Origin of the sequence: Oceaniferula spumae, assembly GCF_042849255.1 — a bacterium.
GTDB classification, from domain to species: domain Bacteria; phylum Verrucomicrobiota; class Verrucomicrobiia; order Verrucomicrobiales; family Akkermansiaceae; genus Oceaniferula; species Oceaniferula spumae.
Map to the genome: position 1 here is coordinate 2,393,246 of NZ_AP026866.1, position 16,317 is coordinate 2,409,562.

Here is a 16,317-nt window from a genome sequence, read left to right on the forward strand (position 1 = left end):
TTACACCTGATAAAACACCGTCGCCGTTTTTTGGAAAATGAAGTCTTGCTCGTCTTTGGAGAGTTCACTGACTAATGCCGTGATTGTTTCCAACCAGCTTTGGTAGGGAGTGACTCCGAGGGAGACTGGCCAATCGGAGCCGAACATGATGCGTGATGGTCCGAAGGCTTCCAAGACGGTGTCGAAGTAGGGTCGCAGTAGTTCTGCAGTGCACTCTGAGCCGTCGCGGATTTCTGTGGGTAGGCCGGAGAGTTTGCAGAGCAGGTTCTCATGCTTGGCTATTTTTTTCAGGCCTGTGGCCCAATCTTCAGGGAAGGCATCGTGGCGGATGGAGGGTTTGGCGCAGTGGTCGAGTATGATTGGAAGGTTTGGGTGACGGGTGACGAATGCGTCCGCCACTTCGAGTTGGTTTTCGAAAATGAGCAGGTCATAGGTAAGACCACGCGCACCTAACAAGTCGACTCCTCGGTGAAAGGCATCATTGGCAAGAAACTGATCATCCTCCGTGCCTTGGGTGATTTCTCGGATGCCTTTGATGAGGGGCTGAGCGGCTAAGTGGTCGAGAGTTTCCTCCGTGCCTTCAGCTGTTAGATCCGCCCAGCCGACGATGCCTTTGATGAGACTGGTTTGCTCCGCTTGGGCGATGAGGAAATCGTTTTCTTCCAGAGAACAGCGCGCCTGCACGGCGATGGTTCCTGTGACGCCAGTGCCGTTGAGCGTTTTTTCCAGATCATCGGCAAGGAAGGATTTTCTTAGAGAAGCATCGAGCCAGGAGAACTCGGCTTCGGTGTAGTTCCAGAGGTGTTGGTGGGAGTCGATCATGATCGGTTAGTTGGTAGCTAGCGGGAAAGTGCCTTGTCCGGCATGGGGACAGGTTGCTTGGTTTTTTTGTTGGTCAACATCAGCGCTTTCTTGCTACGCAGGTCATCTGAAAGCTGTTTGGCGAGTCGGCTGACCACTTCGGGTCGCTTCGCTGCTAGATCTTGCTTTTCTCCGATGTCGTTTTTCAAGTCAAAGAGTTCAATCTTCTGGTTCGTGTGCCAGTAAATCAACTTTAGATCCCCCACTCTGATGGCGGAGTGCGGGGGCATGTCGTAGAGGTTGGGGTAATGCCAGATGAGCGGCCGTTTTGAGCGATCGAGTTCCGTATTGTCCAGAATGGGATTCATCGATAGTCCGTCACTTTTGGGGATCTCTTTCACTCCGGCCATTTCGAGTATGGTGGGGAAAATGTCTTCGATGATCACCGGAGTGTTTGTGCGCGTTTTTGGTTTTGTTAGGGAATTATGATGGATGATTAATGGGACGCGGGTGCCACCTTCGTAGCCACTTATCTTATGTGCTCTCAGGGGCAGGTTGCGCGGGTTTTCTCTTGGGCTGCCGTTGTCTGACATGAAGATGACGATGGTGTTCTTCGCGATGCCGAGCCGGTCAATGGTCGTTAGAAGATCACCCAGTGACTTGTCCATGGATTCGATCATCGAGGCGTATTTTTTCTTATGATTGTTCCATTTCTCGTTATTGTAGTTCGGCAGAAACCTGCGGTCTGGCTCGAAGGGGGCGTGCACGGCGTAGTGCGACATGTAGAGGTAGAATGGCTTTTTTTCGGCGACGGATTTTTCGATCGCTGAAATCGCTTCACGTGTGATCGCCTCGGTGAGGTTGATTTTCTGACCATGATATTTTTCCAGTCCTGGGATGTCCCAAACCGTGCCGCCGCCTCTCCACTTGGCTGAGAAGTTTTTATCGCCGTGATAGGAACCAGGACCGCCCATGTAGGAGCCTGCGATGTTGACATCGAAACCAAGATTGGATGGGTCAGCACCAGGTGTGTCTTTGGCACCGAAGTGAGCCTTGCCGGCATGGATCGTGCGATAGCCGTTTTTTCTGAGAATTTCAGGCAGCGTGGTAGCTTCCGTGGTACGTTCTACATTGGCACCGATCGGTTGAAGTCCATTAAATGGCCACTCGGGTGGTGAAAAATTCTTGTTTCCACGCTCGGGGGAAACATTTTTTCTTAGGGTCCAACAAGTGACTTTATGGCGTGCTGCATTTTGCCCCGTCATGAGGCTGATACGCGAGGGTGAGCAGATCGAGCAGGCGTAAGCATTGGTGAACATTAAGCCATTCTCTGCCAGCTTCTCCATGTTCGGAGTTCGGTAGTCTTTGTTGAGTTGAGTCACCTCGGTGTGAAATGGCACGGAGGTATCCTGCCAGCCCATGTCATCGACGAAGAAGAATAGGATGTTCGGTTTCTCTGCGGCCGTTAGAATTGGTGTGCTTAGCGTGAGGAGTAGGAATATTTTTTTGAGCATGAGAGGTAGTGGTTACTTGGCTAGCAGTTCAATCTCGGCAGCGCCTGCGTAGGGTTTGTTTTGTGCACCGCGCAGGGATTTGAGTCGAATGTATTTGGTGTTGATGGGTTTGGGAAAGAAGGTGATGCGCTGGGTTGGGTCATTGAGTAGATTACCAAACTCCCCTTTCATAACGGTGGTCCAGCTGGTGCCATCTTTGCTGGTCTGAATCTCGTAAGCTTCGATCATGCTATCAGGCACCCGTCTGTCCTGACGTGGTAAATAGGTGAATCCCTTGATCTCGGTGAGTTTGGCAAGTTCGATGGTGAGGGTGTGAGGGTGGACCGGGTGACCCTTCTCCCAGCTAGTGTGCCAGTATGTTTTTGGGTTTCCATCGATGGCATTCTTGGCTTCGTAGCCGCTGTGCTGGCTGCTGGCGGTGACTTTCCAGTTTTTGTTAGAAACGCGCGGGAGTTCATTTTGAACCAAGTGCTGGGCAGGTGGAGCCTTGTAGTGGAATGCCGCTACGTCTGCGATGCTCGGCGTGCCTCGGGAGTCGAGGAAGCGGATTCTGAACTTGGCGGTGTTGACGTCTGCGAATCTGTGGATGCGACTGTATCCTACCACGCCTTGCTCACTGATCTGTTTCCAATTTCCATCAATGAAGGCATCGAGGGCGTGAGACTTGATGCGCTGACCGACTTTGGTGATCGATTCCTGAATTTGAAACCGGTTGATCGTCTTGGGTTCAGGCAAGGTGATGACGAGGTGATCGTCCTGATTGGCCGGTTGCCAGTAGGTATCGAGGTTTTTGTCATCGAGAGGTTTATTGTCGTGTCCCTTAGCTAAGCTCTCGCTGTATGTCGCCTTGATACGCTGCCCCATTTCTAACAAAACCTTGGTATCACGCGGGGAAAACTTTCCGTCAGTGGTGGGCGGGACATTGAGTAGAAAGACTGCATTTCCTCCGACACAGCGCTCGTAGCAATCGAATGCCCAGTCCGTGCTTTTGGTGTGCTGTGAGGTGTCATTTTTCCAGAACCAGCCGTGACGAATCGAGGTGTCCACTTCTGAGATGGTGTAATTGAGATACCTGACAGGATATTTTTTTTTATACACGGTGATGTGATCCTCGGTGACTTTACTATCAGAACCCAGATCCTGTGCGGTGCGATCCAGCCCTGAGAGCGTGGTGAGATTGGCTACCGGAAGAACGTTCCACTCGTTAGCACGCGTATGGCCTGCTTCATTTCCGCACCAGCGGATGTCTGGCCCGCCGAAGATCACCGCTTCCGGCTGGAGCTTTCTGATGAGCTTGAACCATGCTTCTTTATCATAGGTCTGACCGCCCTTGCGCTTGGGGTGAGCGCCATCGAACCAGACTTCATGGATGGTGCCGTATTCCGTGAGCACTTCATACAGCTGGTTCATGAAATAGCGGTTGTAGTCATCGACCATGACCTCAAAAGTCTCGGTGTGCCCTGGTGTGGCTCGACGTTTGGTAGGGTCGGTTTTAAATGTCGAGGGCTCGGTGGGAATGGTGGATTTTACTTTCTTGGAAAGATTTCCATAGAGGCCGTCTTTATGCTCGATCTGATAGAGGTCTGCCGGGGACAGGTAGACTCCGAGTCTCAGTCCGTATTTCTTACACGACTCACTGAGCTGTCTGAGCACATCACCCTTGCCATCTTTCCACGGTGATTGTTTCACCGAAAACTCATCGTTGTAACGTGTCTGCCAAGTGCAATAGCCATCGTGATGTTTCACCGTGATCACCACTTTGGTCATGCCTGCCTTTTTCATGTTCTCGCACCAGTTATCGGTATCGACAACTTTGGGTGCGAAGACGGCAGCCGACTCCTTGCCACTGCCCCACTCTTTCCCTGTGAAGGTATTTGGTCCGAAGTGGATGAAGCCGATGAACTCCTCTTTGTGATACGTCACCTGCCGTGCATGCGGCACAATGTTGGATGCGATCTCCAGTTTCTGAGCATCCGTTTCGTTGCCTTTCAGCTCATAGAATTGCGTGTGTTTTTCCTGAGCACAGATTGCGGATGCCAGAGTGAATAAGGTGAAGATAGATTTCATGGATAAATAGAGAGAGCCGACTTTGAAGTCAGGGCGAAACACCCACAGCCTCACACTGTGTTCCTACCCGACGGCTAGGGTAGTTTTTTCATATCGAGCCAGACTTTTTTCTCTGCAGCGGCTGCAGGGAGTGGTTGCTGGCAAGCATCGGTGAACTTCCACCAGCGTTGATTGACTGGGCTGTTAGATTGTGCGGCCATGTCTTTGTCGAAGTCTTTACCGGTGTATTGGAAGAGGTAAAAAAGATACGGTTGGTTTTTTTCCGGATCACCCAGCTCGATGAGGAAGATATCGAATCGGTTGATGTTAGAAGCGCCGATGGCATCGACGACACCCGGCCAGACGTTGTTGTGGAGAAGTCGGTATTCGGCTTCCTTTTCCTTCTTCAGTCCCGTGACTGCCGCATACCACGGGTGATCATTTTTCGAGATCGGGGCGGCATTGTCGGGGCGGATTACACAGATCGTCTCAGCGCGAACCCATGGTGATTTTTCAGTGCCAGGGTTGCGTGGATGCGGCAAGAGATTTTGATTGAGCTGAGCGAAGGCATCTTTGAACAAGGGCGCACCGGTGATCTGAGTCCATGCGTTGTCCGGAATCTTCGAAGGTGCGGATTCATTCATGTCCATGGTGGCCAGAATGATATCCTTGTCCGCGATTTTCTGAGTGAAAAACTGCAAGTTCTCAATGCCCGCATTCTCCAGTGGCAGGTGCTGTTTCTCGATCAACTTGATCGCAGCTGCTGCAGCTGCCTGATCCTTGATAACGGCAGCAAAAGCAATGGGGGCATTGCCTTCGGAAACAGCCGAGGCCGAATAGGAGGTAAACATGGTGATGAGGAAGATGGGAAGGATGCGGTTCATAGCAATATTCAATTTACACTATTTCACGATTCAAAAAAAGCGCCCAAGCACGTGTGCTGGACGCCTTTTGAAAAACGACTTAGCTGATTATTTTCTGCGGCGCAGGATAAGAGCCAATCCACCTAAACCGAGAAGGGCTGTGGAGGAGGGCTCTGGCACGGCCTCGATGGCAGCCAACTCGCCAACATGAAGAAAATTCACTCCGTCGACTTTGATGAATTGCACTCCCTGATAGCCATCGGTCATGGAGAAACTTCCAGCACCTGCTCCGTTATTCGTCAGTCCGCTGATGGTGTCTGATGCGATTACCGTTGTACCATCAGCACCGAGAAGAGTAATCGTTGCAAGATTGGTACGTTCCTCGAAGTTTTGTCTCCCAAGGATAGAAACCCAGTCGAGATTTTTCGCAGAGCCCAAATCAACCTGCCAAAAGTCAGTGGTGTTGTCGTTACCATGGGTAAAGTTCGTAAAATCACCATCATTGCCGTTGACGGTGGGAAAACCGAATGCAGCGGCTCCACTTGTCGAAACGCCAGTCGCCACTGAGTCAGCGTATGCGCGCACCTCTGATAAGTGTAAAAAATTAGATGTGTGAGAGATACGCAATGTGGCTGCACCTAAGAAGCCAGCTCCCCCATTATCAAACGAATAGCTCGCGGCATTCGTTGCGATAGTCGTTGAGAAAAGGACCGAATTGGATGAATCAAGAACCTCAACGAAAGCGCCTACGGCACGACCATTATTAACGTCACCCCGATTAACGAGTTCGATGCTGCTCAGATTTGTTGCCTTAACCAGCGCGACGGAATACTGACCTGTGCCACCGTTGCCAGTGTGAAAGAAGGTTCCAGTCCTACCATCGATACCTCCGTGCGGGTTAACAACACCATTAGACGTCCCAAACTGTCCATCGACCAGCGTGGCTGTGCCGAAAGGGGAAATATTAAGGGTAGCGGCCTGTGATAGTGAGCCACTGATCAGAAGTCCTAAAAGTGTAACGAATGGTTTGGTTTTCATGTGCGTGACGTTTCTATTGAACATGGAAACTCTGACGATATTGAATCGAATAGTCTATGCCACTTTGAGACAAACGCATTGCATCTTAGGACGATACGCCGCTTTAGCTGACTTCACTTCACGCGGCCAATACCTGAAAACGTAACAGAGCACCGTCAAGATCACGATCAGCAGTGATCGGGGGCCAAAAGCAGCCTTCGGAAACTGCCAAGGCCGCGTGTGAAATGAACAAGAAGGTAAGGAGGATGGAAAGAATGCGTTTCGAATTAGTATTCAAATGACTCTATTTCACGATTCAAAAAAAGCGCCCAAGCACGTGTGCTGGACGCTTTTGAAAAACGACTTAGTAGATTATTTTCTCCGGCGCAGAATGAGTGCTAGTCCGCCAAGTCCAAGAAGGGCTGTGGAGGATGGCTCTGGAACTGCGGCCATTTCTACTTCCGCTAGGGTGAAGTAATTGCCTGCTCCTTGTCCGTCGGTATCGCCACCAGTGATGACGAATCGAGTGATTTCTGTGCCTGGAGCAAGATTGAAGGTTGCTCTGCCATATTGTGGAGCTGCAGATGGTAGAGCAAACGATGGGAATATCCCCAAAGATGTCAGCCCGTTGAATAATTCGACTGTAATATCGTTATCGCGGTCTAAATCACTAGCGCTGTGATTGCGTCCCCATAAATCAACTACGATCGTAGGCTCTAGCGCTGTAACTGAATAAGTGGAAGCGAGAGTAAATTCGATGGTAATGTCCTGCCCATTCGTGTGATTTCCATGGAACACTGTAGCAATACCACCAGTTGGGGTTGCTCTGTCAGGCGAGGTCGAGGTCGGATCTAAAGGGTTGTAGGCGAAGGGGTCGTTTGTGAGGGCCGTAATTCCGCCTGCGCCAAATGAGGTGCCGTTATTTGCGTCATTTGAAGACGTCGCGGATACAGCGATAATGGTTGCGGCCTGTGACAGACCAGTCAAAGCACTGAGTGCTGTGATCAATAGTATTGTAGTTTTCATGTGTGCTGTCGTATGAGATTCCAATACGAGCAACAGATTCTGACCGTTTTAAACCAAAGAATCTATACCATTGTGAGACAAATGGATTACAAATAGGGACATAGGTTTACAAAATACACCTCCTTCTATCTAAATGCGTAATAGAGAACGCCCATGATCACCAGCAACAGCACGGAGAGGAACTTGTAGTTACCAATGCCGCTCCAGCCAGGCTGGCGCACGGGGTCGAGCGGATGATCCCAGCAAAGATCAGCTGATGATTGAGGGACTTTTTGACCTGAGATTAATGTGAGCGCGACTTGCACTACGACACAGAAAACAAACAGGTAGAATGCCATCATCATGAAGCCACCAGCGATGCCTGCGGAGGCGTCCGTGAAGTAGGCGGTGGTTCCAGCAGCAGCACCGATGACCATGGTCCACTGGGCAGAAAAAGCGTTGGCCTTTTTCCAGAAAACACCCAGCAGGAAGACGCAGGTTACCGGTGCCGCGATGTGGGCGATGATGGAGTTCAGTGCGTTGAAAATACTTGGGGCTTTGATCAGCATGGGCACAAGGGCGATGGCGAGCACCAGTGCCACTGCGGCTGCGATTCTACCAATGAAAACGAGCTGCGTGTCTGGTGTCTCGGGCTTGAATCGCTTGAAGAGGTCGAAAGCTGTTAGGGTGGAAATGGAGTTCAGCGCACCTGAAACGGTCGACATCAATGCCGCGAGCAAGGCCGCAATCACAAGACCTTTGATACCGATGGGCAGCAACTGGGTGATCATGGCGGTGTAGATTCCTTTGGAATCCACCACACCTTCCGCATCAGTCAGCGCTGTGAGGTCAAGTTTTCCAGTGGATGCCAGTGTGTAGGCTAAGAGACCAGGCAGCACGAAAATGAACACCGGAATGATCTTGATGATGCCTGCAAAGATCGGGCCTACACGGGCGTGGTTCTCATCTTTGGCACCGAGGACACGCTGGACGATGGTCTGGTCCGCACACCAATACCAGATGCCGAGCACCGGATATCCGAGCATGATGGCATACCATGGCATGCCGGATTCATCTCCGTGTGGACGCAGCATGGAAAGTTTTTCCGTGTCACCGGTCATCTCGAGTGATGTGACCATGGCATTCCATCCGCCCATTTTATCGTAGGCGATCCATGTGATGATGGATGCTCCGGCGATCAAGATGACGGTTTGGATCGCTTCCGTGAGCACAACCGCCAACAGACCTCCCACGATGGTGTAGAGTGCTGTTAGAGCTGCGATGGCGATGATGGCAACGTAGATATCGACTCCAAAAATATCTCTCAGGACGATGCCGCCAGTGAGAAATGAAAACCCGATATGAATGATCACGGCCGAGACGAGAGAAAACACGGCCAGCATGTCTCGGCAGGGACGATTGTATCGTTTCTCCAGAAAGTCAGGCAGCGTGGCGACCTTGGATTTGATGTAAAAGGGAGCAAAGAAGAGGGAGAGCAGGATGAGGGTGAATGCCGCCATCCACTCGAAGTTACCATTGAGCAATCCGCTATCGAACCCTGACTGCGCGAGCGAGACGAGGTGGACACAGGAAATGTTTGTCGCGAAAAGCGCGAGACCAATCATCGGCCATTTCAGAGTTCCACCGGCCAAGAAGTAATCCTTGCTATCACCCGTCGATGATTTCTTTTTCATCAACTTCCCTGCGTAGAGACCGATGCCGACAACGCCCAGAATGTATGCCGCAATGATCACGACATCGAGCGTGGCCACTCCTTGGATTTCCCCTGAAGCGCCAGTCTCCGCAGATCCAGCCGCAGCTAATATGTTAGATAGTTGATACATGGTGTGTGTTGATTGGATAAAATGCGAGAGTCGTAGTTAAATTTTCCTTATTCTGCTGTCAATAAAACCTCTTCGCCCTTCTTAAGATCAAGTTCGTAAATACCTTTGGCGACCTCGTTCATCGAGATTTTTCGTTTGGTTTTGGATTTATTCGTCAGTTTGAACTGGCCTGTCATGCCTGGGCGGACTCGGCAGATTTCGCCGGCCAGGCTTTTGATGCGGACCCATTTGGTGACACCTGCGGCTCTTTCGGCCGAGACGAGAAATGCGCCTTCGGCTCTGAGGCTATCGAATTTCACATCCTTCCATGCATCTGGGAGCGCTGGGAAAATGCGGATGAGTTCAGAGTCTTCACGCGTAGGATCACTCCAGCTCTGGAGTAGCATGTCTTGAACGATGTTCGCGTTTCCGAGTGATGATTCCAAACACGGAGGGCTGTACCACATACCGTTGGGGTGCAGGTTTCCTTGGAGTTTTTTGAGACCATCGAGCGCTTCATTTCCCATGCCCATGTTGGCGGCCATCGGCGCGGTGTGTGTCTGCACCATGGCTGGCAATCCCTTGATGGAACTGGCGCGACGATGTGATCTCACTAACACGTCCTTGGCTCCTTTTTGATCGATATTAACCAAGCGAAGCGGGTAAATCATCAGCAGGTTCGATGCGTGGCGGTGGCTTGCTGAGGACGTGCCATCACTGCCCAAGCGGAACCCATGCTCATCGGCAGGGAAATCGACCGTCCTTTCTAACACCTCTTTCCAACGTGCTTCCAGAGGATCGTTAAGTTTCAATCTTTTGTTAGCAGCTAACAGGGTATGACAACCCCATTTCAACAATGCCAAATCAAAGTTGCAGTCTTTAAAGACCTTGGTCTCCGGTGAGTAGGTAGGTGGCAGATGTAACTTACCGTCCTCCCCTTCTGTTAGCATGTTCAGATACATGTTAATGCTGCGTCTTAGCAGCGGGTAGATTTTCACGCGCAGCATTTCATCGTCCATCGAGTAGCGGTATTGGAACCAGAAGTTACTCATCGTCCATGGCAGATTACCTACCAGATCATAATAGCGCATGTCTTGCTCCCGATTTGAAATCAGATCCCCGGGGACTTCGATGGCTAAATAGGCAGAGTCCTTTTGCCATTTTTTTGGCCGAACGGCGGCGATCAGGTTTGCTTTGTATTTGTGAAATCGATCTAACAACTCCTGACCTTGATCGAGACGATTGGCGGTGTAAACCGGCCAGTGCGCTGACTGAATATTCCAGTCCGTAGTGGTGTAACACCATGAGCCACCTCTGAACCATAGACCCGGTGTGTCTACGTAGCCACGACCGGCTCTGGAGATACAGCCGAAGCGGTAAATCGTCTGCCAATAGAGGGCTTCAAGTTTGGCATCCGGGATACTTACGAAACTTTGTGGATAATAGGCATGCCACCATTGATAGTGTTTTTCACGCCAGTCTGATAAATTGACCTTCATCGCTTTGCTCACCTCGGCGACGGCGTCATTCGCCGCTGTTTCCTTGGGATAGGTGTGCATGATGCTCGCCAAATGGATGCGGGTATCGCCCACCTTTCTCTCTGCCCATGCCGTGGCATACTGGCCGCCTGCTGAAAAATTCTGCACCCAGACAGACACGCCGTTTACCTTGCGCTGCTCGCCATCGGGGTTTGGTTTGTAGACTTTGAGAGTTTTTAAATAGTGCTGACCGTAAGTCTTGGCGAAGCCTGGGATCTGGGCTTTGGTTTTTGGGTAGCCGCTGCGCGTGCTGGTGGCTTTGACTGGATGCCACGTCCAAGTGAATGCTTTTTCTCCGGCGGATGGTGTGAGGGCCGTGGCGACGATCATGTCCTCGGCATGAGTAAAATGCTGGATCTTGATTTCGCCTTTATCGGTCTTGATCGTGCCGGTCATCTCCGCGTTCCAGAGATTCTTATGCCAAGTGCAGCCTGTGAGTTTGCCTACGGGTTGAAGCGTGAAGTGCCCGACCTGTAACCTTGGACGGCTATACGCAGGCCAGCCGTAGCTGTCATCGCGGTGATCTTGCACGTCGGCCCGGAACACCTCCAAGCGAATCCCATTTCCCACCTGATAGATCATGGAGCCCACCATGGCATTGCCAAAATGCGGCGCATGTTTCCAGTCCTTGGGCAGACTGTTAAAATGCATGTCTTGCTTCGCCATGAACTCCGGCCAGTTCACCGCGTCCTTGGCTGGGGATTTCACCTGCAGCGGGGTATCGGCTTCGGAAAATGTGACGCTAGCACCGAGAGCCAGAGCTGTGATTGTGGTGAGGACTTTTTTCATGTTTGAGTCTTTTTACTGAACTAACAGAACTGAGTCTTTGATTGGTAGAACATGAGACTCATTCCCCAGACTGCCGTCTAACAAGATTCCGGATGGGGCTGATTTATTTTTTGAAGTTGAGTCGGGCGTCTTTGAAAGACAGCTCTTTTCCTAAGGCCCAGATTTTCTTGGGTGCAGGGCCGGGGCCTTTTTTGATGTTGGCTTTCACGAGTTCGCCGTTTTCCCATTTGATGTCGATGGTGTGGCCGCCGCGGACTTTGAAGCCGGTGATGGATCCTGTTTTCCATGCGCTGGGGAGTGCGGGGAGGAGGTGGATGGTGTCTGGCTCGTGGGACTGGATGAGCATTTCTGCGGCGGCACCGGTGTAGCCGAAGCAGCCGTCGATCTGGAAGACTCCCCAGACGATGGTGAGGAGGTTCTGTGAGGTGCCATCGATGCCGGACTGGATTTTTCCGGGTGTTTTTAGGATGGGTTTGAGTTTGTTGGTGAGGAGTAGGTGGGCGTGGTCGCCATCGTTGAAGCGTGCCCAGAGGGCGGCTTTCCATGGGAGTGCCCAGCCTGCTCCGCCGTCGCCGCGAGCGATGAGGGATTTCTTGGCGGCTGCGTAGAGCTCGGGTGTGGTGGAGTTGATTTGGCGGCCTGGGTAGAGTCCTACCAAGTGTGAGAGGTGGCGGTGGGCTTCTTGTTTTTTGTCGCGGTCAACGAGGAGCCATTCTTGGAGTTGTCCCCAATTTCCGATTTTGAGCGGCATGAGCTTGGCGCGTAGGGCTTCGACTTTGGCGGCGTATTCTTTTTCGACTCCGAGGATTTTGCAGGTGTCGATGTAGTTGGTGAAGGCGTCCCAAGCGAATTGTTGATCGTAGGTGACTCCGTCTTCGGTGGGGCCGTGTTCTGCGGACCAGCCTTGGGGTGAGATGAGCTGGCCGTCTTTTTCGATAAGGTAGTCTTCCCAGAATTCGCAGACTCCGCGGAAGACGGGGAGGGCTTCATTTTTGAGGAATTCTTTGTCGAGGGTGTAGGCGTAGTGGGTCCAGAATTGTTGGGCGAACCATGATGCGCCGGAGTGGTTCCAGCGGTAGGAGCCGCCGCCGTGGATGCCGTTTTCGTATTCGATGGCCCAGCCGTCGGTTTTGTATTGTTTCTTGGTGTTGATTTTTGCCTGGGGGATGTAGGCGGTGACGTAGTCGAAGAATGGTTTGTGGAGCTCGGAGAGATTTGTGGTTTCTGCGAGCCAGTAGTTCATGTCGACGTTGATGTCTGAGTGGTAGTCGCTGCGCCACGGTGGGGTGTTAGACTCGTTCCAGATGCCTTGGAGGTTGGCCGGGAGTGTGCCTTCTCTGGACGAGGCGATGAGGAGGTAGCGGCCGTAGTTGAAGACGAGTTCTTCGAAGTCCGGGTCGTTTTTGTTTTTCCAGAAGTTGAGCAGGCGCGCTAAGGTGGTTTGTTTGGCGAGTTCCGAATCGGTGGTGCCGAGGTCGATGGAGGTGCGCTTGTAGAATTTCTGGTGATCGGCGATGTGTTCGCTGAGGAGCTGGTTAGGGTCTACTTTTGCTGCTGCGGCGATGTCTTTTTCTACCTTGGGAAGAGGGTCGGTGCCGCGCCAGTTTTTTGAAGAGTCGTCGAGGTAGTTGGTGTCGGCATCGAGGATGAATCTGATGGAGTCGGCTTTTTCGATGCGGAGGGTGTTGTCTTTTTTGAAGACTTTGCCGCCTTCGACGGTGACTTTGACTTGAGCGGCGTATTTCATGCCGTTCTGCTTGATGGCTCCGGTGAACTGGAGGGTGTCGTCTGAGATGCCTTCGGTCTGAGTGCCGTGATCGTCGATGAGTGTTAGAGTGCCGGTGTAGGAACCTTTTCTGCTGGATGTGGCGTAGAGGAGGATGACGCCGGCTGGGTTCGAGGAGATGGCGGTGCGGAGGAAGAGATCGCTTCCTGATTTGTAGGAAGTGACGTGGGTGGCTTCGGAGAGATCGAGTGTGCGGTTGTATTCCTTGATGTCTTCGTGCTCTTTGTCGAACTTGAAGCGGAGTTTGCCGAAGCTTTGGTAGTGGCCGGTGTCGTCGGCGTTTCCGGTCCAGAGGGTGTCTTGGTTGAACTGGAAGTAGATTTCGTCTTTGCCGCCGAACATCATGGCGCCGAGTGAGCCGTTGCCGATGGGGAGAGCTTCGCGTTCCCAGTTGGTGGCAGGTTTGTCGTCCCAGATTTTATGGGATTCGGCGCTGGCTGTTAGAGCGAGTGCGAGTGAGGTGAGGAATAAATTACGCATAGTACGTTGTTTAGTTGATGATTTTAACACGGCTGTCGTTGCTCGACATTGGTTGACCGTTGATTAGAATGGGATTGAGTTTGGCTGGGCCTTTTTTGATCGTGGCCGAGGTGAGTTTTCCGTCTTTCCAACGGATGTCGATGGTATGACCACCACTGGCTTTGAGACCTGTAACTGAGCCAGTGGGCCATTGTTTGGTCAGGGCTGGGAGTAGGGAAATGTTTCCGGCATGTGACTGGACGAGCATCTCTGCAATGCCATTGGAAATGCCGTAATTGCCATCGATCTGGAACGGTGGGTGAGTGGTCCAAAGGTTCGGAAGCGTGTTATAGGCCAGTAAGCCAGCCACACACGAATGCGCGCGTTCCGGTTGGCCGAGACGTGCCCAGAGGGCGGTGCGCCATGCCCAGGTCCAGGAGCGACGGGAATCGCCGACTTCGCCACGTTTTTCCAGTGAAACGCGTGCTGCTTCTGCGAGCTTCGGCGTCCCTGTTAGAGTGATTTGATTTCCAGGGTGGACGGCGTAGAGGTGTGATGTGTGGCGGTGGTTGGATTTTTCGAGGTCCGGTTTTTCTTCCATCCATTCCATGAGTTGTCCCCATGAACCGATTTTGGGTCCTGCTAGTTTGTTAAGTCTTTCGGTGAGCGTTTCGACCAAGTCGGCGTCTTTGTTGAGAATCTTCGCTGCGTTGACAGTATTTGTGAAGAGGTCGTGCATGAGCTGCTGGGCGTGTGCGGTTCCGTCTTCGTGAGGCCCGTGTTCGTGGGACCATGCGTTTGGGACGACGAGGGTGCCGTCAGGAAGCTCCTTAAGCTGGGTGAGCCAGAATCTGGAGACATCCGAGAGAAATGGGTAGGCCTTGTCTGCGAGGAATTTTTTGTCCTGGGTGTAGAGGTAGTGAGTCCAGTAGTGCTGGGAAAGCCACGCGGTGCCTTCGATGTTCCAGTTCCAGCCGCCGCCTCCGAAGGGGTTTACAGACATGCGGGTGACGTAGCCTGGTTTGTCCGCTCCATATTTGAGCTTGGTGTGTTTTGCGTAGACTGATGTGGAGGCTGTTAGTAAATCAAAGAGTGGCGTGGCGAGCTCGGAAAGGTTGGTTGACTCGGCGAGCCAGTAGTTCATCTGGAGATTGATGTTGGTGTGATAGTCGGCGCACCATGCGGGTTTGTTAGAACTATTCCAGACGCCTTGAAGATTCGCTGGAAGGGTGCCAGGACGGGAGGCGGCTATGAGTAAGTAGCGACCGTATTGAAAGAGGGTTTCTTCCAAGTCGGGGTCAAGGCATGGGCGAGGAAGTTTTTGGGCATTCTTACGGTAGTTTTCAATGCGTTCACGGGTGGGTTGTTTGGCTAACTCCGGTGGGGTGGTGCCGAGATCGATTGTGACTCGGTTAAAGAAAGACTGGTGGTCGCTGACGTGAGCATCGTGGAGTGTCTTGAAGGTTTTATTGGAAGCTGCTTTGAGACGAGGTGTGGTGTGGTCGAGGGCTTTTCCATGGCGCCAGTTTTTGCTGACATCCATGGTGTAGTTCGTGTCTGCGGACAGGAGGATGAGAGCGGAGTCGGCGTTTTCGATTTTTAGCGTGTTGCCGGATGTTGTGAGTTTTCCACCTGTCGGGATGATGGTGGTTTGGGCAGCGTAATTGAGATTATTCTGCAGGTTGCCTTCGAGGGTGATGGTATTGTTTCTTGTAGTGACATTTTCGAGCCCTGAGTGGGTTCCGACTAGATCGAGGGTTCCGGAGATCTTGCCTGGTTTGTCTGCGGTGATTTCCCAGGCGAGGATTTTGTCAGGAAATGAGGTGATGGCACGGCGCGTGTAGGTGGTGCCCCCGTGGGTGAATGTGGTGGCGTGAGTGGCGGTTGTTAGATCAAGAGTGCGGGAGTAGTTATCGGCATCTGAACCAGTCGAAGATAAGTTAATGCCTTTGAGCGCAATTTCTCCTAATTGGAAATGACTGATGTTTTGCCTTGGGATGAAGGTGAACCGATAATGTGTGAAGAAGAGTTTTTCGTCCTGGTCGATGCCAAAGGAATAGGGCGTGAGGACATTTGCGGCAGGAGCTTGGTTGATTTTTTTGTCAATGGTCGTCCAGTCTTTGCCGTTATTCGAGGCTTCGAGTTTCCATGCGCTGGGGAACCGAGCTGGGACGTCGCCGGCGCTAGTCAGAGTGTATTCGGTGACGTTGGTGGGTTTGGATGTGGTTACTTGCCAGATGATTTCTTTGCCCTTGGGTTCGAAACACCATTTTGTCTTTGGATTATTATCGTGGCTGGACTGAACGCCTTCGGCCGGAGTGAAAGGTAGGTTGTTCGTGGGGTTAGATACTTGGGTGTGGTTTCCGAAAGCGTGTGTGAAGGAGATTTCACCCATGGATTGGTGAGCGCCGAAGTGATCTCCACCGGGCTTTGAGGGCAGGATGTCGTAATTTCCGGAGACGTTTTCGTTGCCGGTCCAGAGGGAGTCGACAGTGAATTGGATTTGGGCCTTGGTGGTGCCGCCGTAGACTGTTGCGCCAATCGTTCCGTTACCAATGGGAAAAGTGTCACGCTCCCAGTTAGAAGCTGGTTGATTGTCAGTCAGCGAAAGTGGGCTGGCTTGAAGAACTGTCGTGAGACTGAGTAAAATAAGTGTCCGCATAGTGGTTAGAAAAT

At 51.9% G+C, this 16,317-nt stretch carries 10 protein-coding genes; all 10 read right to left on the reverse strand.

Annotated features, from left to right (window positions below; all coding sequences use genetic code 11):
- The 10 genes from ACSPJT_RS09910 to ACSPJT_RS09955 all read right to left on the reverse strand — a co-directional run bounded on the left by ACSPJT_RS09910 (position 1) and on the right by ACSPJT_RS09955 (position 16,303).
- Positions 1 to 822 carry an amidohydrolase family protein gene (locus tag ACSPJT_RS09910; RefSeq protein ID WP_435892385.1) on the reverse strand — a complete coding sequence of 274 codons (822 nt, stop codon included), beginning with the start codon at positions 820 to 822 and terminating at the stop codon, positions 1 to 3.
- A gap of 17 nt (positions 823 to 839) precedes the next feature.
- Positions 840 to 2,315 carry a sulfatase gene (locus ACSPJT_RS09915; protein WP_435892386.1) on the reverse strand — a complete coding sequence of 492 codons (1,476 nt, stop codon included), beginning with the start codon at positions 2,313 to 2,315 and terminating at the stop codon, positions 840 to 842.
- A 12-nt stretch (positions 2,316 to 2,327) separates the two neighbouring features.
- Positions 2,328 to 4,382 carry an alpha-L-fucosidase gene (locus tag ACSPJT_RS09920; RefSeq protein WP_435892387.1) on the reverse strand — a complete coding sequence of 685 codons (2,055 nt, stop codon included), beginning with the start codon at positions 4,380 to 4,382 and terminating at the stop codon, positions 2,328 to 2,330.
- A gap of 74 nt (positions 4,383 to 4,456) precedes the next feature.
- A complete protein-coding gene (locus tag ACSPJT_RS09925) occupies positions 4,457 to 5,245 on the reverse strand; it encodes an L-rhamnose mutarotase (RefSeq protein WP_435892388.1) in 789 nt (262 codons plus the stop codon).
- 87 nt (positions 5,246 to 5,332) lie between these two features.
- Entirely contained in the window at positions 5,333 to 6,262 is a 930-nt protein-coding gene (locus ACSPJT_RS09930) for a PEP-CTERM sorting domain-containing protein (protein WP_435892389.1), read from the reverse strand.
- 351 nt (positions 6,263 to 6,613) lie between these two features.
- The gene (locus tag ACSPJT_RS09935) at positions 6,614 to 7,267 is read right to left on the reverse strand and encodes a PEP-CTERM sorting domain-containing protein (RefSeq protein WP_435892390.1); all 654 of its coding nucleotides are present in this window, start codon (positions 7,265 to 7,267) and stop codon (positions 6,614 to 6,616) included.
- A 125-nt stretch (positions 7,268 to 7,392) separates the two neighbouring features.
- Positions 7,393 to 9,090, reverse strand: a complete 1,698-nt coding sequence (locus tag ACSPJT_RS09940) for a sodium:solute symporter family transporter (protein WP_435892391.1) — start codon at positions 9,088 to 9,090, stop codon at positions 7,393 to 7,395.
- A 47-nt stretch (positions 9,091 to 9,137) separates the two neighbouring features.
- Positions 9,138 to 11,396, reverse strand: a complete 2,259-nt coding sequence (locus tag ACSPJT_RS09945) for a glycosyl hydrolase family 95 catalytic domain-containing protein (RefSeq protein WP_435892392.1) — start codon at positions 11,394 to 11,396, stop codon at positions 9,138 to 9,140.
- A gap of 103 nt (positions 11,397 to 11,499) precedes the next feature.
- Positions 11,500 to 13,662, reverse strand: coding sequence for a glycoside hydrolase family 95 protein (locus ACSPJT_RS09950; RefSeq protein WP_435892393.1), 2,163 nt, complete (start codon positions 13,660 to 13,662; stop codon positions 11,500 to 11,502).
- 10 nt (positions 13,663 to 13,672) lie between these two features.
- A complete protein-coding gene (locus ACSPJT_RS09955; protein ID WP_435892394.1) occupies positions 13,673 to 16,303 on the reverse strand; it encodes a glycosyl hydrolase family 95 catalytic domain-containing protein in 2,631 nt (876 codons plus the stop codon).
- Positions 16,304 to 16,317: the final 14 nt, after the last annotated feature.

Coding starts and splice junctions, on each gene's coding strand:
- ACSPJT_RS09910 (WP_435892385.1), bottom strand. CDS start 822: ATGATCGACTCCCACCAACACCTCTGGAACTACACCGAAGCCGAGTTC.
- ACSPJT_RS09915 (WP_435892386.1), bottom strand. CDS start 2,315: ATGCTCAAAAAAATATTCCTACTCCTCACGCTAAGCACACCAATTCTA.
- ACSPJT_RS09920 (WP_435892387.1), bottom strand. CDS start 4,382: ATGAAATCTATCTTCACCTTATTCACTCTGGCATCCGCAATCTGTGCT.
- ACSPJT_RS09925 (WP_435892388.1), bottom strand. CDS start 5,245: ATGAACCGCATCCTTCCCATCTTCCTCATCACCATGTTTACCTCCTAT.
- ACSPJT_RS09930 (WP_435892389.1), bottom strand. CDS start 6,262: ATGAAAACCAAACCATTCGTTACACTTTTAGGACTTCTGATCAGTGGC.
- ACSPJT_RS09935 (WP_435892390.1), bottom strand. CDS start 7,267: ATGAAAACTACAATACTATTGATCACAGCACTCAGTGCTTTGACTGGT.
- ACSPJT_RS09940 (WP_435892391.1), bottom strand. CDS start 9,090: ATGTATCAACTATCTAACATATTAGCTGCGGCTGGATCTGCGGAGACT.
- ACSPJT_RS09945 (WP_435892392.1), bottom strand. CDS start 11,396: ATGAAAAAAGTCCTCACCACAATCACAGCTCTGGCTCTCGGTGCTAGC.
- ACSPJT_RS09950 (WP_435892393.1), bottom strand. CDS start 13,662: ATGCGTAATTTATTCCTCACCTCACTCGCACTCGCTCTAACAGCCAGC.
- ACSPJT_RS09955 (WP_435892394.1), bottom strand. CDS start 16,303: ATGCGGACACTTATTTTACTCAGTCTCACGACAGTTCTTCAAGCCAGC.